Consider the following 25,158-nt stretch of genomic DNA (forward strand, 5'->3'; position numbering starts at 1 on the left):
GTCCGGAACGGGCGCCGATCGGCCGGGGCCGCGGCGACGCTACGAGGAGCGGTAGTCCGGATCCGCGGCCAGTCCCGCGGCGATCTCCGACGACAGCGACAGGGCCCGCGTCGCCCACGATCCCGTGGCCCCCGCGAGGCCGCATACGGGTGTGACCAGGATGTTGTCGCACAAGACCCGACGCGGCAGGCCGATCCGGTCGATCAGTTCGGTGAGACGACCGGCGAGCGTCTCGGCGTCGACCGGGGTCTCCGGCTCGGTGGCCGGAACCAGCCCCGCAGCGAGCACTCCGTCGCTGTCGACGAAGGCTCCGAGCCGGTCGTAGTCGGCGTCGGGTCGCAGTCTCGTCAGATCGATCGACAGCGCGACCCGCTCGAGTCGATCGGTCAGGTCCCACCGCGGGCGTCCACACGAATGCAGAAGAACGGGCACGTCGAGGCCGTCGACGACGCCCTGCATCAACTCGGCGGCGTCGGGCGCCGGGATCGGCCGAATCGGGTCGAGGCGGGTCAGCGGGGTGACGGTGCCATCGATCACCCGCCCCACGTCGGGTTCGTCGAGCTGCACCAGCACCTTCGCGCCGAGCCGTCGCGTCACCTCGGCGACGTGCCCGCGCAGTCCCTCGGTCAGCGACGCCGCGATGTCACGAACCGCACCGCGGTCCTTGACGATCTTGTGGCCTCCGCGCAGCTCGGCGTTCGCGGCGAAGGTCAGCGGCCCGCACGCCTGCACCTTCACGGTTCGTCCGGAGCCGACGAGCCCGGAGGCTTCCCAATGCTCCTCGAGAGCATCGAGGTCCCAGCGCAGCCAATCCCGCGCGCGCCGCGTGGTGGTGTTGGGGTGATCGGTGAGCCGGTAGGCGTGATGCACCATGTCGAGCGGCAGGTCGACGAGCAACGCGCCGGTCCGGCCGATCATGTCGGCTCCCACTCCTCGCGCGGGGAGTTCGGGAAGGAACGCCAGATCGAGTTCGCCGCTCGCGATGCGCACCGCCTCGGACGGATCGGTGCCGGGCATGGAGCCGACGCCGGTGCCGACTCCGGCCGGCAGCCCCGTCCCGGGCGCCTGAGCTGTCACTCCGAGCCGGTGATCCGGCCGCAGCCGATCACCAGGTCGCCTTCGACCTCGTCCGGAGCGTAGAGCACGGCCGCCTGTCCACGCGCCACACCGCGAAGCGGCTCGCGCAGATCGATCCGGATGCCGGGGCCGTCGGGGCCCTCGACCGGCGTCGCGACTGCGGGCGCGAGTCCGCCGTGCGCGCGCACCTGCACCACGCACTCCACCGGGCCGTCCGGGGTGCGGCCGGAGGTCCACACCGCCTTACCCGCGGTGATCGCGGTGACCTCGAGATCGGCCGCGGCGCCCACCGTCACCGTCCCGCTCTCCGGATCGATCCCCGTCACGTAGCGCGGACGACCGTCGGCGGCGGGCGTCTCGATCCCGAGGCCCTTGCGCTGACCGATGGTGAATCCGTGGACGCCGTCGTGCTCGGCCAGCCTCTCGCCCGTCGCCGAGTCGACAACGGCCCCGGGCCGCACGCCGATCCGCGCGCCGAGGAAGGCTCGCGTGTCGCCACTCGGAATGAAGCAGATGTCGTGGGAGTCGGGCTTATTGGCGACCGCGAGCCCGCGGCGTTCGGCCTCCTCCCGGATCTGCGGCTTCGGGGTGTCACCGACCGGGAACATGGCACGCGAGAGCTGCTCGTGGTCCAGGACGGCCAGCACGTACGACTGATCCTTGTCGGCGTCGACGGCACGGCGCAGTTCGCCGTCGGCCAACCGTGCGTAGTGCCCGGTGGCGAGCGCGTCGAAGCCCAGCGCGACCGCGCGTTCGGCCAAGGCCGCGAACTTGATCTTCTCGTTGCACGACAGGCAGGGGTTCGGCGTCTCACCGGCCGCGTACGAGGCGACGAACTCGTCGATCACATCTTCTTTGAAACGGTCGGCGAAGTCCCACACGTAGAACGGGATGCCGAGCAGGTCGGCCGCGCGCCGGGCGTCGTCGGCGTCCTCGCGCGAACAGCAGCCGCGCGAACCAGTGCGCAGGGCACCGGGCGCCGTCGACAACGCCAGATGGACTCCGACCACCTCATGACCGGCGTCCACCGCACGCGCAGCGGCGACCGCCGAGTCGACCCCTCCGCTCATCGCTGCGAGTACCCGCATCAGCTCTCACCTCCAGCCCGCGCTCCGACCGCCGACAGCAGTCCGGCGGCCCGGGCACGATCGACCACCTCGCCGATCACCTCGCCGACCAGGTCGACGTCGTCCTCCGTATTGCCGGTTCCCAGCGAGAACCGGAGCGATCCGCGGGCGGTCGCAGTGTCGAAGCCCATCGCCAGCAGCACGTGGCTGGCCGCCGCGACACCCGCGGTGCAGGCCGATCCGGTGGAGCACTCCACTCCCTTCGCGTCGAGGAGCATGAGCAACGAATCACCCTCGCACCCGTCGATGGACACGTGCAGCACGCCCGGCAGCGCGAGGTCGGGCTCGATGGGCAGCGCACCGTTGATCCGCACACCGTCGACGGCGCCCAGCACTCCCGCGAGCCGGTCGCGCAAGGCCGCGACGCGCCGGGAATCGGTGTCGCATCCGGCGACCGCCGTCCGCAGGGCCGCCGCCATTCCCGCGGCCGACGCGACGTCGGGGGTCCCCGACCGGAGGTCACGCTCGTGACCGCCGCCGTGGAGCAGCGGCACGCAGGCCACGTCACGGCCGATCACCAGCACTCCGGTCCCCTGCGGCCCGCCGAACTTGTGTGCCGCGACAGTCATCGCCGACAACCCGCTCGCCGCGAAGTCGACCGGCAGGTGGCCGACGGCGGCTACGGCGTCCGAGTGGACCGGAATCCCGGCTTCGGCGCCGAGCCGGGCGATCTCGGCGATCGGCTGCACCGTCCCGACCTCGTTGTTGGCCCACATCACCGAGATCAGCGCCACCTCGCCGGCGTGCTCCTCGAGCGCCGCGCGCACCGAGTCGGGACTGACGAACCCGTGACCGTCGACCGGCAGCACGACGAGTTCGGCGCCGGCCTCGTCGGCGAGCCACTGCGCCGGATCGAGAACCGCGTGGTGTTCGATCGCCGAGATGACGATCTTGCGGCGCCGAGGGTCCTCACGGCGGCGCGCCTCGAAGATCCCCTTCACCGCGAGATTGTCGGATTCGGTGCCGCCGCCGGTGAAGATCACCTCGGACGGACGGGCTCCCAGGTCGCGGGCGATCGACTCGCGCGATTCCTCCAGCATCCGTCGGGCCGCCCGGCCGGAGCCGTGCAGCGAGGAGGCGTTCCCCGGGTGTGCCCACGCCGCCGCCATCGCCGCGGCGGCTTCGGGTACTAGCGCGGTGGACGCGGCGTTGTCGAGGTAGACGGGAGGGTAGGGCAGCGACATGACGCGCTCCACGATAGTCGCACGTCGCACTGCCCGGAAATCACCGGGCCAGTTGTCCGACTCGGAGCACGCCGCGCGGATCGTGTTGGCCGGCGAGCGCACGCAGCCAGGCGCGTGTCTGCTCGTCATAACAACGCGCCGTCACGCCGGCGTCGGAGGTCGCCGTGAAGTTCGGCAGCCGGTATCCGTCGGAGTACGCCGACATGGTCTCCACCAGTCCCGCGACCGCGACCGGAACCTGTTCCGCGATCGGCGGCGCCAGAATCCCGACCGTGTACAGATGCAGGGGCGCCGATCGGTGACAGAGTGCGCTGTCGACCTGCGGCGTCCGCGCGAACCGGCCGCCGAGCAGTCGCAGTTCCACCATGAGGAGAGGCGATTCGACGTCCGGTCCGGCGGAGGCCAGGATCGCGTCGACCGCGTCTTCGGGGAGTTCTCGGAGCAGGCAGCCGTCCTCAGCGACCGGCATCGGGTCTGCGGGATCGGCGTGGATCGCGCCGATCGCCGCGTAGGGCATCGTGCCGACCGCATCGAGCAGCGGGGGCGCGACCGCACGTATGGGCGCGATCAGCCGCTGCGCCTCATCGCGCGAAGTCAACGCGGCGTAGCGGACGGCGACCGTCATGCGGCCGGCGAGCATCGGCGGCACCGTCGGCAGCTCTGGCAGTCGCAGCAGTGCCACGGAGGTGTTCGCCTCGACCGGCAGCGAGGCACTCCATGTCCGCCATTCACGCAGAACCGCGGGTGCGTCGGCGCCGTCGAAGTACATCGCACCGGCGTACAGTTCCGGGATCGGCAGCAGATCGATCACCGCCTCGGTGACCAGCCCGAGAGTCGCTTTGCCGCCCCGCAGCCCCCAGAACAACTCGGCGTTCTCATCGGGCGACGCCCGGACCACCCGTCCGGCACCGGTCACGACCTCGAACGAACGGACGTGGTCGCTGGAGGATCCGACAGTTCGCACCAGCGGACCGATGCCGCCGCCCGTCAGGAATCCGATCACGCCGACAGACGGTGCCGACCCGCACAGCGGGGCCAGACCGTGCGGTGCGGACTCGTCGAGGACCCGCTGCCACCGCACCCCGGCGCCGACGCGCGCGGTACGCCCTGCGGGATCGATCTCCAGGGTGTCGAGACCGCCGGTGCGTACAAGCAGCGAGCGCCCGTCGATGGGAATCGCGCCATGCCCGGTCGAGTGGACGGCGACAGTCATCCCGTTGTCTCCCGCGAACGTCATCACCGCGGCGATGTCCGCGGCGTCGGCAGCGTCGACGACCGCCCAGGGGCGGCGTGACACGGCGACGTTGAATCCGATCGTCTCGTACCCGTCGTCCGACGGCCGGTGCACCGCTCCGCGTACCCGCGTTCGTAGGTCGGCGATGTCGGCGCGATCGATGGCGTGTGAGGTCATGGCATGTCTCCCGGTTCACGGCGGCGCGGGGATCCGCACCTGTCCCGAACCGACTGTCACTCAGTGCGCTTGCATCCTTCTTGGACTGCCCTTGGCACACTCGTCCTCCGCTCGGCGGCGTGCGCGACGTCGGCTACTGCCTGGAGGCCCAGCGCACGGGCCTGCGCGGCGATCGCCGCGATCTCCCTCGCACGGTCGGCCGAGTCAGGTGCCCGCAGAGCTTCGAAGAGGCGGCAGCGCAGCAGCCCGGGCCGGCTGTCCCCGGCGATCGAGAGCGCTCGTGCGCGACCCAGCGCCGCGTCCGCGGCCGCATCGTCACCGATCAGGTCGTAGAGGCCGGCGAGCGCCAGGTCGACGGGGCCGACGCAACCGACCTGACCGACCGTCGCGATATGCCCCGCGTAGGGGGCGAGCACATCGATGAACGCCCGCGCGTCGTCGACGAAGCGCTCCTCGACCACGAGATTCGCCAGCACCACGGCCTGCGCGAGCGACGTCCAGATCATCGGGCGGTCGTCCGCCCGCCAGAGATCGATCATCGACTGGACCAGCGCGGCGTCGCCGTGCTCGACGGCCACGGTCGCCACACCCGCGGCCAGCAGCGTCGATACCCGATTGTCGGGCGCCGCGGACATCACCGTCCGCACCCATTCCATGCGGTCCCCGCCGCCGGTGCCGAGCACCTCATCGACGACGTCGTCGAACACGCCCCGCTGATTCGCCGTCGCCATCAGCGCGAGCGCCCCGGAGCCCGCAACATACAGTTCCGTCTGCCGATGGACCGCGAGGGCGGTCCGGAAGTGCTCTTCGGCAAGCGCGAAGTCGCCGTGCCAGACCGCCAGCGCGGCCTCCATCCAGCGCAGTTGCGCGCGCAGGACCGGCAGTCGCATGCGCTCACTGCCTGCGATCGCCGCACGCAGACGAGCCTTCGTCTGCGGGATGTCGCCGAGCGTCATCGCGGCCATCGTCACGACCGAACCCGCGATCACCTCGTCGAGTTCGGCATCCGCGTGAGGCAGCGCGGTCAGGTCATCGGCCAGCGAGATCAGCTCGGCCGCGCGTCCGGAGACCCCGGAGTAGGTGATGAGGCGCGCGAGAATCGCGTCGGCCATCACATCGGGATCGCCGACCGCAGCGGCCACCTCGGCGGCTCGCTCCAGAAGCCCGGCAGGCACCGAGGCGTCCCGGTGATAGCAGTGTCCGATCGCGAGCGCTCCCAGCACTCGAACCAAGGCTATGGAGTCGCCGTCGACGATGTCGACCGCTGCGGTGAGGACCTCGTGCAGCGACCCGGTCTCGGCGGTCGGCGAGATCCACGGCCAACCACCGCCCGCACGCAGTAGAACACCCGCGAGACGCCCTACCGTGACAGTGCTCCCGTCACGCATCGCCCGCACCAGCATGGCCTCGACCGTGTCCAGGACGAGCTGAGCCCGTCCGGCGCGGACCTGCGCGTGCAGCATGCCCGTAAGCAGCGCGTCCCGCTCGTCGACCGACGCTTCCGGACCCGCCAGTGTCTCGTGTGTCCGGAGCGCGCGGCTGAGCCAGTGCGCTGCGCTCTCCGAGTCCCAGCGGACCGCCGCATCGTGCGCCGCCTCCCGGCAGGCGGCGACCACGTCGGGCACCTCGGCCACCGGCAACGCGTCGAGCAGGTGCGCTGCGCGGCGGGCGCTCATCTCCGGGCCGCTCCGCGCCGCGAGCAGTTCGGCGGCCCGCAGATGGATCCGGCAACGGCGCAGCGGCGCGAACATCGTCTCGGCCTCGTCGCGCAGAAGTGCGTGGGCGAAGGTCAGTCCACCGCTGCTCGGCAAGGGGACGACGATCCGCTCGTCCGCGGCTTCGTCGAGACAGTCGGCGACCGCGTCGACGCTGCGGGAGGTCAGTTCCGACAACATCGCTATGTCGATCTCCTCGCCGATCACCGCGGCGTGGCCGATGACCTCGCGGACGGTCGGATCGAGTGTCGCCAGCCGGCGACCGAGCACCGATCTGACCGCCGCCGGGATCACGTCGCGGCGCTGTTCCTCCGGCAGCCGGGCATACTCGGTCACATACAGCGGATTGCCACCGGTCCGGGCCACCAGCTGGTCGAGTTCGGCGGCCGACAAATCGGTGTCCGCCACCGCCCGCACCAGCTCACCGACCGCCTCGCGCGACAGCTCCGGCACGTCGAGCAGTCGGCCGCCGGATCGTGCGACGGCCTCGCGGAGCGACTGCGCGGCGTCGGTCGCCTCCTCCTCCCGCAGTGTCAGGACGACGGTGACCGGCGCATCCCGAAGTACCGGCGCAAGGTAGCGGAGCAGTCCCAGCGACATCGCATCGGCCCACTGGACATCGTCCACGACGATCGTCAGCGGTTTCGTCGCGCTCTCGTGTTCGAGGAGGGCTTGCACGCGGTCGTAGACCTCGAAACGGGCCGCGTCGGCGTCGGCGCCGTCGGAGACCGTCAGCAGATCCGTGTCCGCGTTCAACGCGCGGCAGAGCTGGCGCAGGGGCCACCATGCCGGAACGCCCTCGGTGTCCGGGCAGCGCACCCACACAGCCCGATCCCCCGCCGCCTCGGCGAGGTGGACCGCCTCCTCGGCCAGACGAGTCTTGCCGATGCCGGCGGGTCCGGACAGGATCAGCCAGCGGGTGCCGGTGCCCGCCGTACGCAATTCGCGGAGCACGCGCACCGCATCCTCCCTCCCGACGAGCGGCGCCCCGATATCGCGGGCCACCTCGCCCGCGAGCTCTTGCGTCTCGACGGGCTGGACGGCTCGCGGTTCCGGGGACGACACCGGCCGGGCGCCGGTCCAGCGAGGAGTCAGCGGCCAGGCTGCCAGCTCGGGGTCGTGCCTGAGCACCGCACCCTGCAGCTCACGCAGTTCAGCGCTCGGGTCGAGGCCGAGTTCCACGTCGAGATCGCGGACATACGCCGCGTACGCTTCGAGAGCGCTCCCGGCCCGACCGTCGCGATACAGTGCGACCATCCGCAGCCAGACGCTCCGCTCCCGGAGCGGGTCCTGGCGGCACAACTCAGTCGCGGCGACGAGTGCGGTCGCCACATCGCCGTGCGCAAGGAGCGCCGCGATCTGAGCCTCGGTGGCCGCACGCCGCAGCTCGGTCGGCGCCGTCGACTCCACTTCGATCCAATCGCGGTCCTCGAACTCCTCCAGCAACGGCCCCCTCCAGAGCGCCAGAGCGGCTGTCGAGGCAGACAGCGCGGTCTCCCAGTCAAACGCGTCGACCGCATCGCGCGCCTCGCCGGCCAGTCGCCCGAACTCCAGCAGATCGAACCGATCCTGGCCCACCGCCAACCGGTAGCCGGGACTGACCCGCTCGATCGGAGACGCACCGGATGCGTCACGCAGCAGTCTGCGGAGATTCGAGATGTAAGCCTGCAGACTGGTCGCCACCGCCGCGGGCGGATCGTCTCCCCAGACCGCGTGCACCAGCCGATCGGTCGAAACGACGGCGCCACGGGCCAGCAGCAGCGCCGCGAGGACCGCGCGCTGCTTGGGCGACCCGGGGTCGACGGGCATGCCGTCACGCCGAACGACGAGTGGCCCCAGCACCCGGTACTCAAGCATCACAGCCCAGCTCATCCCGTCGATTCTAGAATGCGACGCGCGGGCGGTCGTCGGCTTCGGCAGGCGTCGCATCCGATCGCGCCTGCCTGATCCACACTGCGGCCGCTGCCGCTCCCACGAGAGCCGTCCCACAGCTCACCCACAGTGCCAGCCGCAGACCGTCGACGAATTCCGCCGGGGATCCGCCCGCCAGGACGGACCGCGCGGGGAACAGAGCTCCCAGCGCAGCGACACCCAGTGCGATCCCGGACTGCCGAAAGGCGTCGTTGATTCCCGCGGCCAGTCCGGCATCGTCACCGTGGCTCTCACTGAGCACGACACCGCTCATCACCGGATTGAACACCCCGGCGCCGATGCACGCGACGACGAATCCGGGAACCATCACCAGACCGCTGCTGTGCACACCGCCGAGCGTCATCATCGCCATCCCGACCGCGACCGCCACCAGCGAGAGCGCGAGGGCCCGGCCGGGCGGAACAGAGGTCAGGAAACGGTCCGTGACACCGGCGACGGCCAGCATGACCACAGTTCCCGGCAGATACACGAGCCCGGCGCCGATCGGCGACATGCCGAGGACACCCTGCAAGTAGACAGTGACGTACACGAAGACCGCGAACATCGACGCCGAGATCGCGAAGACCGCGACCTGTGCGCCGGCGAATGAGCGATTCGCGAACATCGCCAGGGGCAGCATCGGCTGGTCTACTCTCCTTTCGACACTGATGAATCCTGCGAGAGCCGCTACCGCGACGGCGAAGGCGGCCACCGTCGCGCGATCGGTCCAGCCCCGCTCGTTCGCCTCGACGAGGCCGTAGGTGAGCGCGGCCAGTCCGATCACCACTGCGAGTTGTCCCCGGCGGTCGCCGCGTCGGGGCGCGCTGCTGCGCGACTCCGCGACGTGGCGCACCCCCGCCAGGATGACGAGGCCGACCGGCACGTTGATGAGAAAGATCGATCGCCAGGCGAGCAATTCGGTGAGGAGACCGCCGAGCAGCGGACCGACCGCGAACGACGCGCCGATGGTCGCGCCGTACACCGCGAGCGGCCGCGCCCGATCGGACCGCCGGGGAAACGCGCCGGCGAGCAGAGCGAGCGACGAGGCGAACAACAGCGCGGCGGCCAGCCCCTGCACCACCCTGGCGACGATCAGCATCGGCATGCCGACAGCGGCCGCACAGAGGATCGACGCCCCGGTGAATCCCACGGTGCCGAGGATGAACACCCGTCGTCGCCCGTAGCGGTCCGACCATGCACCGGCGCTGAGCACGATAGTCGCGAGTGCGAGCGTATAGCCGTCGACCACCCACTTGAGCGAGGCCATGCCGGCATCGAACTCGCGCGCCATCGCGGGAAGGGCGGTGTTCACCACGGCGATGTCGAGCATCAGCATCGCGGTGGCGGCGCAGACCACCGCGGTCGTCATCGTCTGGGAGAGGTCCCGGCCGCGCCGGGAAACTCGATCAATGTGTTCCATTAGTCCTGACCTCGTTCGTTGAGATTGACGAGAACAGGTTCCGGGGCGGTCCTTGGAAGCGCCTTGCCGCGCCCATGGCCCCGCGGTCACAGTGCGTCCGGCGATGCGGCTGCCGACCCGTCGGCGTCAGGCCGCGGTCGGCACCGGCGGCTGACCGGACAGATCCACGTCCAGTTCCCGCATCGCCGAGATCGGCTCCGCCGGCAGAATCAGTCGCTGGGCCGCGGCCGCCAGACCGCGTCGATCCCCTGCAGGCATCTGCAGGTCGAAGATCGTGATCGTGACGGTGAGATGGCGCGATCGCACGATACGTGACAGCGTGCTTGCGACGGTGTCTTCGCCCAGGAATCCCGGCATGGTGGTCCGTGAACCGCGATCGGTGTACGAGAGTCGGACCGGCAGGATCGGAACCCCGGCATCGACGGCCGCTTGGAAGAACGCCGGACGGAATCTGCCGGACGCGGTCCCGCACCACGTCGTCCCCTCGGGGAACACCGCTACCGTGCGGCCGCGGTCGAGGATGCCGCCCACCCGATCGAGCATCGGCCGCAGCCGGCGCAGATCCCCGCGCCGATGCGCCAGTACTCCGAACAGGCGGGCGATCGGGCCGAAGCCCGGCATCGCCAGCACCTCGCTCTTGGCGACGAAACGCGCGGGCGCCACACATGCGATCGCGACGATGTCCAGATAAGAGATGTGGTTCGCGACGATCAGCGCGCCGCGCAACCGGGGCGCATGTGACGGACGGCGATCGTCGATCTCGAGCAGCACCCCCATCGAGCGCAGCGTCACTCGGGCGCCGGCCCGCCAGTACCGGTGGCGCAGCCCGCGCGGGCACGCCACGGTCAGCAGTCCGAAGAGCAGGATCGTCACGCCGACGACAGCGAACGACGTGAGCCGCACGCTCGCTCGCAGCCGGGACACCGGGGGCGTGTGCGTGTGTACGCAGTGCACACCGCACGGACTGACCGGCATCCACGGACTGGACTCCACGGCGCCTACTTCCCGTCGGTGCCGAGCCGGGTCATGGCACCCCGGAGACGGTCGGTGTACCGCTGGTCGCCGTTGTGGCGATCCAGGACGGTGAGGAAGTCACCGACGTCGAACACCTCGTCGAACGCCGGTTCCCCGCACACGCGGGCACCGAGGCGGACATAGCCGCGCAACAGTGCGGGCAGCCGGTTGACGGCGGGAGGCTCCAGATCGTCGAGCCTGGCTCCGTCGACCTCCACGTGCCGGTACGGGTACACCTGCCAGGGCGCCCGGTGCCTGTCGCGGGCGAGGTCGCGGATCCCGCGCAGTTCCCGACCGCGGCCGATCGCCGATTCCAGGGGCACCGATACGCAACCCATCAGATACCGGTAACCGCCCTCCTCGAGGTAGCTCAGGACGGCGGCCCACAGCATCGCCGTCACCGAACCGCTGCGGTGACCCGGATCGACCACCGCGCGGCCCATCTCGACCGTCTCGCCGCGGATCTCCGAGAGCTCTCCGAGATCGAATTCACCGGCCGAGTACCAGCCGCCGGCTGCGATCGCCCTGGGCGGCGGCAGCACCCGGGCGCACCCGACGAGTGCCCCGGTCGGCATGTGACGGACCAGCATGTGGTCGCAGAACTCGTCGAAAGCGTCGGCGTCGCGGCCCGAATCGGCGTCGCCGATGGCGTCGGAGTAGCCGGGCTCGCCGTTGAACACCTCGTATCGGAGTCGTTGCGCGTCGTCGATGTCGGAGGGGTTCTCGGAGATCAGGACCTGGTAGTCGCCCCCGGCGAGGACCGGTCGCGCGAGGATCGGAGACGGGAATCCGGTGGAGACGTCCGTTACTGTCATGCCTCGCAGTCAAGGCGCGTCGTTGAACGTCCCCGGCAATGCGACGTGACGTGTCCGGACACTGCGGGTGAACTCCTGTCGTGCTCGGCTCACGCGGAAATGCGGATCGCCCCGCCGCACGGGGTGCGGCGGGGCGATCTCGACGCTTACGCGAAGATCAGCGCATCACTTGCGCTTGTTGATCTCCTCGGTCAGCTGCGGGGCGACGTTGAACAGGTCGCCGACGATGCCGAAGTCGCTGATCTCGAAGATCGGGGCCTCTTCGTCCTTGTTGACGGCCACGATGGTCTTCGAGGTCTGCATGCCGGCACGGTGCTGGATCGCGCCCGAGATGCCGAGGGCGATGTACAGCTGCGGCGACACGGTCTTGCCGGTCTGACCCACCTGGAACTGGCCCGGGTAGTAGCCCGAGTCGACGGCGGCACGCGATGCGCCGACAGCGGCACCGAGCGAGTCGGCCAGTGCCTCGACCACCGAGAAGCTCTCGGCCGAACCGACACCGCGGCCACCGGAGACGACGATCGACGCCTCGGTGAGCTCGGGGCGGTCGCCGCCGACGTTCGGCGCGAAGCCGGTGATCTTCACACCGCCTTCCTGAGCCGGAACCTCGACCTCGACGACCTCGCCCGCACCGGCGGCCGGCGCGGCCTCGACGGCGCCGGGGCGCACCGAGATGACCGGGGTGTCTCCGCCGGCCTGCGCGTCGACGGTGAACGCGCCACCGAAGATCGAGTGCACGCCTGCGCCGCCCTCCTTGACCTCGATGACGTCGGTCAGCAGACCCGAGCCCAGACGCACGGCCAGACGGCCGGCGATCTCCTTGCCGTCCGCGGTGGCGGCGACGAGGACGCCTGCGGCGCCGTTCGCCTCGGCCAGCTGCGACAGCACGTCGACCTTGGGCGTGATGAGGTAGTTCGCGACGTCGTCCGACTCGGCGACGTAGATCTTCTCGGCGCCGGCCTCGGTAAGACCCGCGGTGACGCCGGCAGCCGAGCCCGGCTTGCCGACGACGACAGCGGACGGGGTGCCGAGGGCGCGCGCCGCGGTGATGAGCTCGCTGGTGACCTTCTTCAGCCCACCTTCGGCGTCCTGCTCAACGAGCACGAGTACTTCAGCCATGATTGTTCTCCTGAATGTCTATGGGTTCGCCAGATGAAGTGGTGGGCGCGATCAGATGATCTTCGACGCGACCAGGAACTCGGCGACCTTGACGCCACCGTCGCCCTCGTCCGTGACGCGCTCGCCGGCCGTCTTCTCGGCCTTCGGGGTGACGCCGGTGACGGTGCTGCCCGCGTTGGCCAGACCGACGGTGTCGGCCTCGACGCCGATCTCCGCGAGGGTCACGACATTCACTTCCTTCTTCTTGGCGGCCATGATGCCCTTGAAGGACGGGAAGCGCGGCTCGTTGATCTTCTCGTTGACCGAGACGATCGCCGGCAGGGTGGCCTCGACGTTGAAGATGCCTTCGTCGGTCTCCCGCTCACCGCGCAGGGTCTCGCCGTCGATCTCCAGCTTGCGCAGGTGGGTCAGGTGCGGCAGCTCGAGGTACTCGGCGATCATCGCCGGCACAGCACCGCTGCGTCCGTCGGTGGCCTCGTTGCCCGCGATGACCATCTCGACGCCCTCGATGGTGCCCAGCGCCGACGCCAGAACGTAGGCGGTCTGGACCGCGTCGCTGCCGTGCATCAGGTCGTCCTTGATGTGGATGGCCTTGTCCGCACCCATCGACAGAGCCTTGCGGATGGCGTCGGTGGCGCGCTCGGGACCGGCGCACAGCAGCGTCACCTCGCCGCCGTTGGCTTCCTTGATCTGCAGCGCCTCTTCCACAGCGCGCTCGTTGATCTCGTCGAGCACTGCGTCGGCGGCTTCCCGGTCGAGCGTGAAATCGCCATCGGCGAGCTTGCGCTCGGACCACGTGTCGGGAACCTGCTTGATCAGAACGACAATATTCGTCATGGGTCTACGTCGACCTCCTGCATCGGGTTCGGCAACTTACCGGCCGGTAAGGCCATGGTTTACTCATCACTTTAGCGGCTGGTACTCGGCGACGAGAACATGGCACCGATCACTTCCCGCATGCAGGCGCCCACCCGCACGGGTACTAAGGTCGTGGCGGTGACCGATTACCAGGCGACACCGCAGTCCGATCAGCTCGCGCTCACCGGTGAACGCACCGTACCCGGAATCGCCGCGGAGAACTACTGGTTCCGCAGGCACGAGGTGGCCTACGAGTACATCCTCGACCACTGCGCGGGCCGCGACGTCCTCGAAGCCGGATCGGGTGAGGGCTACGGCGCGTCGATGATCGCCGCGCGCGCGAAGTCGGTGACATGCGTCGACTACGACGAGCAGGCCGTCGATCACACACGCCGCCGGTACCCCGAACTGGTCGTCCACCGGGGCAATCTGATCGACCTCCCGCTGGCCGACGGATCGGTGGATGTGGTCGTCAACTTCCAGGTGATCGAACATCTGTGGGACCAGAGTGCCTTCGTCGCCGAGTGCCACCGCGTTCTCCGCCCGGGCGGGGTGCTTCTGATGAGCACCCCGAACCGCATCACCTTCTCCCCCGGCCGCGACACTCCGCTGAACCCGTTCCACACCCGGGAGCTCAGCGCGGCCGAACTGACCGAACTGCTGACCGGAGCGGCCGCGCCGAACAGGCCCGACGACGCCGGCGCGGCGGCCTTCGACGTCCGGCAGATGCTCGGCGTCCACCACGGCCCGGCGCTGCGCGACCTCGACGCGAAATGGGGTGGATCGATCATCGACGCCCAGATCGACCGCGCACTCGCCGGAGACGAGTGGCCCGCCGACCTGGCCGCGGACGTCGCCGCGGTGGCGACCTCCGATTTCGACATCCTCTCCGCCGACGACGCCGACATCGACGCGAGTCTCGACCTGCTCGCCGTGGCCGTGCGCCGCTGACGACCCTCGATCTGGAGCCGTGATGAGCACGACCGCCGCTGCACCGCGCGCCGAGAAGGTACCCGGCCAGTTCACCCTGGTGCTGCATTCGCATCTGCCGTGGCTGGCCAATCACGGCCGCTGGCCGGTCGGCGAGGAATGGCTGTACCAGTCGTGGGCACACTGCTACCAGCCCGTCTTCGCCGCCCTGCGACGCCTCGCCGACGACGGATACACCGACCTGATCTCCTTGGGCATCACCCCGGTGCTGGCCGCGCAGCTCGACGACCCGCACTGCGCCACGTCGATGTACGAGTGGCTGGCCGACTGGCAGTTGCGCGCGATGGAGGCCGCGACCTCACCGGACGCCGACCGTCGTGCGATGGGCCACCGCGAGTTCCGTGCGGCCGCCGGAGCACTGGCCGATTTCGAGTCGCAGTGGCGGCACGGCGGCAGCCCGCAGATCCGTCCGCTCGTCTCCGCCGGGGTGATCGAACTGCTCGGCGGACCGCTCGCCCATCCCTTCCAGCCGCTGCTCGACCGACGACTCCGGCAGTTCTCCCTCCGGGAGGGTCTCGCCGACGCGCGGTTGCGCTGGGGCACGCAGCCGTCGGGCATCTGGGCGCCGGAGTGCGCGTACACGCCGGGCATGGAGCAAGAGTACGCCGCTGCCGGCGTAGGCCACTTCATGGTCGACGGCCCCACATTGCACGGCGACACGGCGCTCGGCCGCCCGGTGGGCGACTCCGACGTCGTCGCGTTCGGACGCGATCTGACCGTCAGCTACCGCGTGTGGTCACCGAAGTCCGGCTACCCCGGGCACGCGAACTACCGCGACTTCCACACCTACGACCACCTGACCGGTTTCAAGCCCGTTCGGGTCACCGGCAAGAACGTGCCGGGTGACGCCAAGAAGCCCTACGATCCGGCTCTCGTGGACCCCGTGATCGACAAGCACGTCGACGACTTCATCGACTGCGTGCGCTCACGGCTCATCGCCGAGTCGGACCGGATCGGCCGCCCCGCACACGTGGTCGCCGCCTTCGACACCGAGTTGTTCGGCCACTGGTGGTACGAGGGACCGGTGTGGCTCGAGCGGCTCATGCGCAGGCTGCCCGAGTCGGGCATCACGGTCGGATCGCTCGCCACCGCCCGCCGGAACGGATTCGTCGGCGACCCGGTCCGGATCGACGACTCGTCGTGGGGCTCGGGCAAGGACTGGCGCGTCTGGGAGGGTCCGCAGGTGCAGCACCTGGTGCGGCTCAACGAGGAGGTCACCGCGACCGCGCTCGATTCCCTCGACAAGCGGCTCGACGGCGGTCACGGGATTCCGGACGTGCGGGACGAGGTAGCCGACCAGATTCTGCGCGAGACGCTGCTGACGGTGCAGTCCGACTGGCCGTTCATGATCTCGAAGGACACCGCCGCCGGCTACGCCCAGGACCGCGCGTACAAGCATGCGCACGCCACGCGAGAGATCTGCGAGGCCTCCGATGCGGGCAAGGAGCAGCGGGCCGCCGGGCTGGCCGCCGGGTGGCGCCGCGCCGACAATCTGTTCGGCGCACTCGACGCCCGCCGTCTGCCGAGCCGCGAAGGCGGGTTCTGATGCGCGTGCTGATCGTCTCCTGGGAGTACCCGCCAGTGGTGGTCGGGGGCCTCGGCCGCCACGTCCACCATCTCACCGAGGCCGTCGCCGGCCTGGGCCACGAGGTGACGGTGCTGACCCGCCGGCCGTCGGGCACCGACGCCCGGACCCATCCCACCACCGACACCGTCGTGAACGGCGTCCGTGTGATCGCGGTGGCCGAAGACCCGCCGGCGTTCGATTTCGGCGCCGACATGATGGCGTGGACGCTGGCGATGGGCCACGGGTTCGTCCGCGCCGGCCTGCGCCTCCTGCGTGACGGCCCACCGCCGGACGTGGTGCATGCGCACGACTGGCTGGTGGCCCACCCCGCGGTTGCGCTGGCCGAGTACTTCGACGTTCCGCTGGTCTCGACTCTTCACGCCACCGAAGCCGGGCGGCACAGCGGATGGGTGGCCGGCCACATCAACCGGCAGGTTCACTCGGTCGAATGGTGGCTGGCCAATGCCTCCGACGCGCTGATCACCTGTTCGGCGTCCATGCGCGAGGAGGTGGCGACTCTCTTCGGCCCCGACCTGGCGCCGATCACCGTGATCCACAACGGAATCGACGTCGGCACCTGGCGGTTCGTGGATCGACGCCCGCGCAGCGGTCCGCCCGAGTTGCTCTTCGCCGGTCGGCTCGAGTTCGAGAAGGGCGTGCAGGATCTGCTCGAGGCACTCCCGGTGATCCGGCGGGCGCACCCCGGCACGCACCTCACGGTTGCGGGCGACGGCACCCAGATCGGCTGGCTGCGTCAGCTGGCCCTCGAACATCAGGTGACGGCCGCGGTCGACTTCGTCGGACGGCAGGACCACGACGGCCTGCTGAAACTGATGCACCGCTGCGACGCGATCGTCCTGCCGAGCCGTTACGAACCGTTCGGCATCGTCGCCCTCGAGGCAGCCGCCACCGGCATCCCGTTGATCACGTCCACGGCGGGCGGGCTCGGCGAAGCGGTGACCGACGGCGAGACGGGCTGGACCTTCGACCCCTTCGATCCGGAGGGACTCGCCGTCGCCGTCTGCGAGGCCCTGGACGACCCGGCGGCGACGCAGCAGCGCGCCCGTCGCGCCCGTACCCGGCTGGGCGAGGAATTCACCTGGCAGTCGATCGCCAAGCGCACCGCATCGGTGTACGCGGCTGCGCGCCGGCGCCCGCCGCGTGACCTCGGCCGTCCGGACATTCCGATGCGCCCGATGCCCGATCGAGACCCGTCGCAGCCCTGATCGAGGCCTTCGGCCCATGCGCCTGTGGACGACATGCCCGATGCGCATAACGGTTCGATAACAGAAGGTATCGGCCTATTCGGACGTCTGCGATTACTCGGTCAGTGGTACAACGTCACGATTTTCGAGTTCGGTGGCGTCGACGATGACCACCGCGACCAGAGGTAAGAGATATGAACCGTAAGACCAAAGGTGCACTGGCCGTCGGCGCGGGGGCGATCCTCCTGCTCGGCGGAGTCGGATCGTACGCACTGTGGAACGACACCGAGGACATCGTCGGCGGCAACATCACGACCGGCGACTTCGGGCTCGACTGCGGCACCGGCGGCACCTGGACCGACGTCTCGCCGACCATGATCGGCGGCAGCGCGATCAATCCCCTCGAAGACCTGATGGTTCCCGGCGACGTCTGGAAGTACTCCGGTGACTGCACTGTCACGGCGACCGGTAAGAACATGAAGGCCACGCTCGGCGTGAACCTCGGCACCACCAACGTGCCGTCTGACAACTTCGTCGTGACCACCTCGGTCAACGGCACCGACACCACCACCACGCCGATCGACGTCACGAACGGGCAGGAGCTCCCCGTGACCGTCCAGGTCGAGTTCAAGGAATCGACACCGGGTACCGAGGACACCAACGCCTCGGTGCAGGTCAGCAATATGAAGATCACACTCAACCAGGTCCGGCCGTCCTGACGGAGAATCGCTGAGCGAAACCCCGGACCGTGACCCAGCGCAGACTGCTGCTCGGAGCCCTCGGAGTCCTGGTGGTGTCACTGATCTTCGGATCGGTGTACACCACCGGGGCTCTGTGGGCCGATGAGGAGACTCGGAATCCAGGCACCATCGAGACGGGCACCATCGGCCTCGATGCACATGGCGACGGAGCGTCGTCCCACACCTTCCCCGCACTGCAGGGAACGAACATCGCGGTCGGCAACGTCACGCAGGCGCCGCTGAAGATCAAGAACACCGGCTCCACGCGGATCAAGTTCCTGCTCGCGAGCGCCGGGCCGTCGATCACGTCCTCCGGTTCGGCGGTCACGGTGCGGCTGTCGGGTTCGGTCGGTGGCTGCCCCGGTGGCACGGGGGATCTGAGCGGGGCCTTTCCCGCCACCGACACCACGGGTCCGCACACGGCGATCGCGCCGACGTCCCCGTCGTCATCGGATTGGAAGGTGCTCGACGTCGGCGCCGAGACCACCTGGTGCGTGCAGGCCCAGCTGAAGTCCGTCACCGGCACCCAGCCCGCCCAGTATCAGATCAACTTCGACTTCTCCGTCGGACAGCTGCGGCCGGGACAGAACCCGTGACCGGCGACGAATCGGCTCGGACCGAGACCGGCGGCTCGGCGGAGGTGGAGCGCACACCGCGTCAGCGAGCACTGCACATTCTGTGGCAGACGGTCAGCTGGATTCTCCTCATCGCGGCATTCGCCGTGCTGTTCACGACCATCGTGATACCGAAGGTCGCCGGGGCGCGGCCGTACTCCGTACTCACCGGGTCCATGCGGCCGGATTATCCGCCGGGAACGCTGATCGTGGTGAAGCCGCGTCCGTTCTCGTCGATCGAGGTCGGCGATGTGGTCACCTATCAGGTGAAGTCGGGACAGCCCGGTGTGGTGACCCACCGAGTGGTCGGATTCGACAAGTCGCCGTCCGGTCAGCCGCGGCTGATCACCAAGGGCGACGCCAACAGCGCCGTCGACCCACCGGTCCGGCCGGTGCAGGTCCGCCGAGTCCTCTGGTACTCGGTTCCGCTTCTGGGCTATGTCAACACCTGGTTCAGCGGCGCCAAACGCACCCTGACGGTGTTCGTCCTCGCCGGACTGCTCTTCGCTTACGGCGCGTGGCAGTTCTACACCGACTGGAGACAGGAGCGCCGAGACAAAGCCGCCGCCGAAGCGGCCGCGGGGCCGGCGGACGACACTCCGACCGAGACGTTCGCCGCCGTGCACAGCGACGCGCAGACCCAGCCGATCGCCGACGCCAGTGCCGACGATCCCCTTCCCGAGTGGCCTTCGTCGAAGGAGCCAGAATCGTGAGACCCGGATGGAAGACGGCGGTCACCTCGAAGAGGGTCCGCGCGCTGCTCGCGTGCGGCGTGCTCCTGGGTACCGGCGCGATAGGTACCTCGGCGCTCTGGTCCACCACCTCCCAGACACTGTCGGGAACGTTCACGACCGGGGTCCTCAAGATCGAGGCGAACGGGTCACACACCGCGACCCTCACCTTCCCGGGAACACTGCTCCCGGCCTACACGACTGCTGCAATGGTGGACGTCCAGAATGTCGGCTCGGTCGCGCTCACGTACGTCCCCTCGGTGCAGGCGACCGGCACTTCCGGCACACCGCCCACCGACGTCGGCCGGTGGACGACACTGAAATCAACAGTCGTCGCCGCGAACGCCACCGTCGGCAGCACGTCGACCGGCACGGTGTGTCCGTCGGGATCGGCCACCCTCGTATCGGCACAGAACGTCTCCACGGCGAAGACTGAATTCACTGGCGTACCCCCGCGGCCGTTGGCGGTCGGCAGCAGCGAGCGGCTGTGCATGCAGCTCACACTCCGGACCGACACGCCGGCGCAGTACGCGGGCCTCAACCTCGGGTCTGCAGGCAGCGTCGTCTTCTTCTTCGATGCGACGGGATAGCCACGTGAACGACGACGCCCCCACTCAACCGATCACCGCCACGCCGACCAGGCCGGCCGGGCATCGGCGCCTCGCCGATCGCGCGCTCACCGTGGGCGCGGTTCTCGGTGCACTCTGCCTCCTCGCCACGGTCGTGGCCCTGATCTTCGGTATCCGGCCGCTGATCTTCGAGACCGGATCGATGGCGCCGACCATTCCCGTGGGATCCCTCGGCATCTCGAAGACCATCGACGCGAACCGCCTCGAGCCCGGAGACGTCGCCACGGTCGTGCGCGACGACGGCACACGCGTCACCCATCGCGTAGTATCCGTCGACGCGAAGTCCTCGGCTTCCGCTGAACTGACGATGCAGGGCGATGCGAACTCTGCGCCCGACCCGAACCGGTACATCGTCGCCGACGCACGGCGCGTTCTCTTCACTGTGCCGATCCTCGGGTACGTCGCATCGTGGCTCGCCAACCCGCTCACCCTCACCCTCCAGGCCCTCGCTGTAGCCGCCCTGCTGGCTATCGCATTCGCACCCGCGCGGGGGTGGCGGAACACGAAGATCGCTCATCGGCTGCTCGCCGGCACCGCGGCCGTGACCGTCATCGCCGTCGCAGCCTCCGGCATACACGGTTCCGGGCCGGCTCGAGCCGCGCAGTCAGACCAGGCGACCGCAACCGGCGCGCTGGCCACCGGGTGGGAGGCCGACCCCATCTCGCTGGCCTGTACCGCCTCGAATCCTGGATTCGGACTCTCGAAATCGGTGCAATTCAGCTGGCCCAACGTGGCACAGCCGGACCCGAACCGGAAATTCGTCCTGTCGGTGACGAAAGGCTCGTCCACCGAGGCTGACACTTTCCTGACCAGTGCTTACCCCGCGAACTCGACCATCACCAAGGACATCACAGGGGGCAGCTTCTGGACTTGGCTCTGGGACCTGCTCTTCGGCGGCGGCGACACCGTTCTAACCATTTCCCTGCGGGCCTACGATTACCTTTTCCCGTCGCAGCGGACACTGACCGTCCAAGTCCAGTTCCACGCCGCGCGACTTCTCCCACCGGCACTGCCCTACCTCGAGTGTCTCTCGCCGTCATCCGTCTCGCGGGCCGCACCCAAGGCGAGCCCGAGCGGTTCCGCGACCGCTTCGACCTCCGCAGCCCCGTCGAGCTCCGCGGCCCCCTCCACGTCTGAGTCCCCGTCGACCGCTCCAGGGTCGTCGGAGTCGAAGCCGGCGCAGCCGTCCACCACCGACAGTCCGAGCGCCACCCCCGAACTTCCGCCGGGCGGAACGCTCACCTCGTCCGGACAGTTCGCGTTCTACGACGACGGCGGCGCGGTGACGATCCGGGACGCGACCTCGACCGAGGTCGTCTACCGGGGCAGCTTCCCGTCGTCGAGTTCGGTGCGCTGGCTGCCGCAGAGTGAGCGGCTGGAGATCACCGAACCCGACGGCACCGTCGTCGTGGTGAGCCGCTCGGGCGGGGTCTGGAGTGAGGCGCGCACGCCGCCGACCACCGCTGCGCCCGACGCTCCGTCCCCGGAGGCCCCGGCCGCCCAGCCGGAGACCTCCGTCGAACCGGTTCCGGTGGCTCCGGCCGGCTGACCTCCGGCGGCTGATCGGCAGCCGCGGTGAGCCGATCCCGGATCGGCCGAGGCGCTACTCTGCGCTGGTGTCCTCGCCCCGGGCGGCGGCCTTCTTGCGCTCGATGTCGGCCAAGGCGCGTTCGAGTTCGGCGCGCTGCTCGGCGCCGGCCTCCCACGCCTCCTTGCGGTTCTTCACCATGCGGGCGGGCGCGCCGACGGCTATCGCGTAGTCGTCGATCACTCCGCGCACCACCGCATGGGCACCGAGCACACAGCCACGCCCCACGGTGGTGTTGCGCAGCACCGTCACCTTGGCGGCGATCCAGGTGTCCGGGCCGATTCGCACCGGCCCTTTGACGATGCCCTGGTCTTTGATCGGCAGGTCGAGATTGTCGGTGACATGGTCGAAGTCGCAGATGTAGCACCAGTCCGCGATCAGCGTCGATCCGCCGATCTCGAGATCGAGATATGAGTTGACGACGTTGTTGCAACCGAAGACGGTCTTGTCCCCGATGCGCATGCTGCCCTCGTGGCAGCGGATGGAGTTGCCGTCGCCGATGTGCACCCAGCGCCCGATCTCCATCCGCGACAGTTCCGGCGTCGCGTGGATCTCCACGTTCTTGCCGAGGAAGACCATGCCGCGCAGCACGATGTGCGGGTTCGCCATCCGGAACCTGGCCAGACGGTAGTAGCGCACGAGATACCACGGTGTCCACGCGCGATTGCGCTTCACCCAGCGCAGCGAGTCCATCGTCAGGAAACGAACCTGCTGCGGGTCGCGGCGGCGTCCGGCACGCCAGCGTGAACGATAGGAGGCGTTCCACATCGTGGTCATGAAGACACACAGTAAACGACGGTCTCCGACAGACCTCCGCCAGCGGACGATTGGCCTGGTGACACGACACGATAGAGTCGTGCGCGGGCGCGACGGCAGTCGCGCATCTCGACCAGATCGGAGCACGATGACCCAGGCCGCACGCCGACGTATGCGCGCGATCCTCCGCACCGCCGTTCTCGGGGCGCTGACCGCGCTGATCGTCGCCTCCTGCTCCGACGGTCACCTGGACGTGCGGTCGGTGCCCGCGGCGGGCTGGTCGTCGTACGGCGGCAACAATGCGAACTCGAACTACAGCTTCGCACGACCGCCGGCCGACCTCGAACTGTCGTGGACCCGGCCCACCGGAGGCCCGGTGACCAGTCCGGTGACCCTCAACGGCGGCGGAGACGTCGTCGTCAGCGCACGGACGCCGGTCGGTTGCAACTTCCTGGTGCTCGACTCGCGGGCGGGACGGAAGAACTTCTGCAAGCGCATGGCCGACGGCTTCTGGGGCAACGCGGCCGTCGTGGATCAGTTCTCGCAGCCGTACATCGGAGAGCCGGGCCGGTTCCTGGCGCTCACCGGCGGCGGAGCGATCCGCTGGCGCAAGGACGTGGCCGGAGTACCGACGTCGGCCAAGTTCGTCGGCCCCGGCCACGTGCTGGTGACCACGTCGCTCGGCCAGGTGATGATCCTCAATTCACAGAACGGCGATCTCGCGATGCCGCAGGCCGAGCTCTGGTCGGCGCCCGCCGCCGACCCGTTGACCGGGCTGGGCGACTGCGTGAGCGGCGGGCCGGGATGCGCGATCTCCGCGCCTCCGGCCGTCGACTGGGCGCACCAGCGCCTCTTCCTCAACTTCTTCCCACAGGGCGCGAAATCGTCGCAGGTGAAGGCGCTCTCGTACGCCCGCCAGGGCGACCACCAGGCGATCACCGACCGGTGGGCCACCGACCTTCCCGGCGGTGTCGTCGGCCCTCCCACCGTGTCGGCCGACGGCAAGACCGTCTACGCCTTCAGCAGGGACGGCCGGATCAACGCACTCGACGCGTCCAACGGCGCGGTGAAGTGGACCCACGACAACGGCGGATACGGGTTCGGCACCATGTCCGTCTCTCCCGACGGACTGATCATCCCGGCGGGCACCATCGGCGCCCCGCTGGTGATCTTGCGCGACGCCGGCGACAGGGCCGAAGAAGTCGTTCGCCGCGACGACCTCCAGACGACGGGACTGTCGAGCATGACCGCGGCGGGCACCGCGTGGACGGTGGTCCGCACCGGCGCCGACCAGAACCTCGAATTGATGGAGATCGACACCCGCTCGGGCGCTACCGAACGCACGCTGCCGATGCCGGACGCCAAGGGATTCGCGACGGGCGTCGCGGTCTCGCCGACCGGCCGCCTGGCGGTCGCCACCAATATCGGCGCAGTGTACTACTACAGCCCGAAGTCGCCGTCTTAGCGCCGGACACCCGGCTCGCACAGGAACGCGGTCCCCGACCGACCGATGCGCGTCATGATCAGCGCAAGAGGTCGGGAACCCTTGAGCTTCAGCCGCTTTCGCAGACGGTCGGGGTCCACGTCGAGCCCCCGGACCAGGATCTCCAGACTCCCGCAGTCGTGCGCCGCCAGTGCGCCCCGAAGGTTCTTCTCCGAGACCCCCAGCTGGTCGATCACCCGGAAACCGCGCTCCCCCGCGGGCACGCGGCCACCGGTCAGATAAGCGATCTGCGGGTCCAACTGCCGCAGCCCGTGTCGGTGGGCGTAGTTCCGCACCAGACCGGCGCGAACCACCGCGCCGTCCGGATCGATGATCCACTCGTCGACTCCCGGCGGATCGATGTCGTCGGGATCGGCACTGGTGATCTCGTAGTCTCGGCCGGCTGCGCGCAGGACGGTCGCTCGGCGGCGCGGCTGCGTCACTTCGCTCCACAGACATGCCTCGCGGACGCCGCCGTCGAGCGAGACGATCTGGACCTGGCCCTCGAAACCGAACCGATCGCGCAGCAGTCGGTAGTCGAGCCCCGGGGCGCATTTGACGACCAGCTCGCGTCCGGCGTACACCGCGAGCAACTCCAACAGCGGCGGATCGAGTTCGTCGAGCTTGAAGGTTCGGCCACGCGCATTCCTGCGCGCCGGGTCGGCGATCACCACGTCGGCGTTCGACACCGGCGCGAGGGCGTCGGCGCGCGCCAGCAGCCACGGCGAGCGCCGCTCGTCGCCCAGGGACATGTTGTGGTCGGCCATCGCCAACCGGACCGGATCGACGTCACTGCCGATCACACCGGCGATGCCGCTCGTCACCGACAGCGCCATCATCTCCGATCCGATGGAACAGGTCATGTCGTGCACGACGGCTCCGGGATAGCGCGCCGCGATGTCGGCCGCCCGGTGCTCGGCCACGGCCGCCGCCGTGGCCTGCTGGACCGCGGTGTCGCTCGCCAGCAGCTGATCGGCGTGTGCCAACCGTCCGGCGGCCTTGCGGCGATTGAGGACGGTCTCGACGAGCGCCGGCGCGCGGTCGCCGTACCGGGAGCGCAGATCGGGCATCTCACGCAGCAGCGAATCAGGAGTCAGGGCCATCGCGGACGCGTTCTGGAGGGCCTTGTCGCCGTACCGGGAACGCAGGTAGTCGACGTCGTCGATGCTGAACTCGTAACCCACAGCGCAACCCTAGTCGGTGC

General features: G+C 69.4%; 21 protein-coding genes. 9 read left to right on the top strand and 12 right to left on the bottom strand.

The genetic code is table 11. From position 1 onward, the window contains the following. Positions 1-39: 39 nt before the first annotated feature. From ACZ5QD_RS08865 to ACZ5QD_RS08910, 10 genes are all read right to left on the bottom strand, one after another. On the bottom strand, positions 40-1,077 hold the full coding sequence (locus tag ACZ5QD_RS08865; protein ID WP_222111525.1) for a uroporphyrinogen decarboxylase/cobalamine-independent methonine synthase family protein: 1,038 nt from the start codon (positions 1,075-1,077) through the stop codon (positions 40-42). Then, positions 1,074-2,165 (bottom strand): tRNA 2-thiouridine(34) synthase MnmA, encoded by a 1,092-nt coding sequence (gene mnmA, locus ACZ5QD_RS08870; protein WP_464367232.1) that lies wholly within the window; start codon positions 2,163-2,165, stop codon positions 1,074-1,076. Before mnmA ends, ACZ5QD_RS08865 begins: the two co-directional genes overlap by 4 nt. Beyond that, entirely contained in the window at positions 2,165-3,388 is a 1,224-nt protein-coding gene (locus ACZ5QD_RS08875; protein ID WP_222111523.1) for a cysteine desulfurase family protein, read from the bottom strand. The genes mnmA and ACZ5QD_RS08875 overlap by 1 nt, the downstream gene beginning before the upstream one ends. Before the next feature lie 40 nt (positions 3,389-3,428). Then, complete coding sequence (locus tag ACZ5QD_RS08880) at positions 3,429-4,799, bottom strand: FAD-binding oxidoreductase (RefSeq protein ID WP_222111522.1); 1,371 nt, start codon at positions 4,797-4,799, stop codon at positions 3,429-3,431. Between the two features lie 56 nt (positions 4,800-4,855). Then, the gene (locus ACZ5QD_RS08885; RefSeq protein ID WP_260868796.1) at positions 4,856-8,386 is read right to left on the bottom strand and encodes a BTAD domain-containing putative transcriptional regulator; all 3,531 of its coding nucleotides are present in this window, start codon (positions 8,384-8,386) and stop codon (positions 4,856-4,858) included. A 10-nt stretch (positions 8,387-8,396) separates the two neighbouring features. Next, a complete protein-coding gene (locus ACZ5QD_RS08890; RefSeq protein WP_006895909.1) occupies positions 8,397-9,845 on the bottom strand; it encodes an MFS transporter in 1,449 nt (482 codons plus the stop codon). 126 nt (positions 9,846-9,971) lie between these two features. Continuing rightward, complete coding sequence (locus ACZ5QD_RS08895) at positions 9,972-10,769, bottom strand: lysophospholipid acyltransferase family protein (protein ID WP_231650014.1); 798 nt, start codon at positions 10,767-10,769, stop codon at positions 9,972-9,974. Positions 10,770-10,843: 74 nt separating this feature from the next. After that, positions 10,844-11,674, bottom strand: a complete 831-nt coding sequence (locus ACZ5QD_RS08900; RefSeq protein WP_045537051.1) for a GNAT family N-acetyltransferase — start codon at positions 11,672-11,674, stop codon at positions 10,844-10,846. A gap of 165 nt (positions 11,675-11,839) precedes the next feature. Further along, a complete protein-coding gene (locus ACZ5QD_RS08905; protein ID WP_006895905.1) occupies positions 11,840-12,793 on the bottom strand; it encodes an electron transfer flavoprotein subunit alpha/FixB family protein in 954 nt (317 codons plus the stop codon). Positions 12,794-12,844: 51 nt separating this feature from the next. Next, positions 12,845-13,630 carry an electron transfer flavoprotein subunit beta/FixA family protein gene (locus ACZ5QD_RS08910; RefSeq protein ID WP_222111521.1) on the bottom strand — a complete coding sequence of 262 codons (786 nt, stop codon included), beginning with the start codon at positions 13,628-13,630 and terminating at the stop codon, positions 12,845-12,847. A gap of 99 nt (positions 13,631-13,729) precedes the next feature. Between ACZ5QD_RS08910 and ACZ5QD_RS08915 the strand changes: the two genes are divergently transcribed. The 8 genes from ACZ5QD_RS08915 (at position 13,730) to ACZ5QD_RS08950 (ending at position 21,676) form a co-directional block, all read left to right on the top strand. Further along, entirely contained in the window at positions 13,730-14,602 is an 873-nt protein-coding gene (locus ACZ5QD_RS08915; protein ID WP_414735734.1) for a class I SAM-dependent methyltransferase, read from the top strand. A gap of 22 nt (positions 14,603-14,624) precedes the next feature. Continuing rightward, positions 14,625-16,187, top strand: coding sequence for a 1,4-alpha-glucan branching protein domain-containing protein (locus tag ACZ5QD_RS08920; protein WP_045537047.1), 1,563 nt, complete (start codon positions 14,625-14,627; stop codon positions 16,185-16,187). Continuing rightward, entirely contained in the window at positions 16,187-17,434 is a 1,248-nt protein-coding gene (locus ACZ5QD_RS08925; protein ID WP_006895893.1) for a glycosyltransferase family 4 protein, read from the top strand. Before ACZ5QD_RS08920 ends, ACZ5QD_RS08925 begins: the two co-directional genes overlap by 1 nt. 173 nt (positions 17,435-17,607) lie before the next feature. Further along, positions 17,608-18,132 carry an alternate-type signal peptide domain-containing protein gene (locus ACZ5QD_RS08930; protein WP_006895892.1) on the top strand — a complete coding sequence of 175 codons (525 nt, stop codon included), beginning with the start codon at positions 17,608-17,610 and terminating at the stop codon, positions 18,130-18,132. A 29-nt stretch (positions 18,133-18,161) separates the two neighbouring features. After that, the gene (locus ACZ5QD_RS08935) at positions 18,162-18,749 is read left to right on the top strand and encodes a hypothetical protein (protein WP_045537044.1); all 588 of its coding nucleotides are present in this window, start codon (positions 18,162-18,164) and stop codon (positions 18,747-18,749) included. Beyond that, positions 18,746-19,480, top strand: coding sequence for a signal peptidase I (locus tag ACZ5QD_RS08940; RefSeq protein ID WP_278124434.1), 735 nt, complete (start codon positions 18,746-18,748; stop codon positions 19,478-19,480). The genes ACZ5QD_RS08935 and ACZ5QD_RS08940 overlap by 4 nt, the downstream gene beginning before the upstream one ends. Further along, a complete protein-coding gene (locus tag ACZ5QD_RS08945; protein WP_006895889.1) occupies positions 19,477-20,088 on the top strand; it encodes a hypothetical protein in 612 nt (203 codons plus the stop codon). The genes ACZ5QD_RS08940 and ACZ5QD_RS08945 overlap by 4 nt, the downstream gene beginning before the upstream one ends. A gap of 4 nt (positions 20,089-20,092) precedes the next feature. After that, complete coding sequence (locus ACZ5QD_RS08950; RefSeq protein ID WP_222111518.1) at positions 20,093-21,676, top strand: S24/S26 family peptidase; 1,584 nt, start codon at positions 20,093-20,095, stop codon at positions 21,674-21,676. Between the two features lie 54 nt (positions 21,677-21,730). Here ACZ5QD_RS08950 and ACZ5QD_RS08955 read toward each other — a convergent pair whose 3' ends face one another. Then, positions 21,731-22,492: an acyltransferase gene (locus tag ACZ5QD_RS08955; protein WP_039867167.1), complete on the bottom strand. Its 762-nt coding sequence runs from the start codon at positions 22,490-22,492 to the stop codon at positions 21,731-21,733. Positions 22,493-22,619: 127 nt separating this feature from the next. Between ACZ5QD_RS08955 and ACZ5QD_RS08960 the strand changes: the two genes are divergently transcribed. After that, the gene (locus ACZ5QD_RS08960) at positions 22,620-23,936 is read left to right on the top strand and encodes an outer membrane protein assembly factor BamB family protein (RefSeq protein WP_222111517.1); all 1,317 of its coding nucleotides are present in this window, start codon (positions 22,620-22,622) and stop codon (positions 23,934-23,936) included. On the opposite strand, the gene ACZ5QD_RS08965 is transcribed toward ACZ5QD_RS08960, so the two are convergent. Continuing rightward, positions 23,933-25,138, bottom strand: a complete 1,206-nt coding sequence (locus ACZ5QD_RS08965; protein WP_222111516.1) for a THUMP-like domain-containing protein — start codon at positions 25,136-25,138, stop codon at positions 23,933-23,935. The two genes, ACZ5QD_RS08960 and ACZ5QD_RS08965, sit on opposite strands and share 4 nt — an antisense overlap. Positions 25,139-25,158 lie beyond the last annotated feature (20 nt).

Source organism: Gordonia sp. J1A (assembly GCF_055393515.1).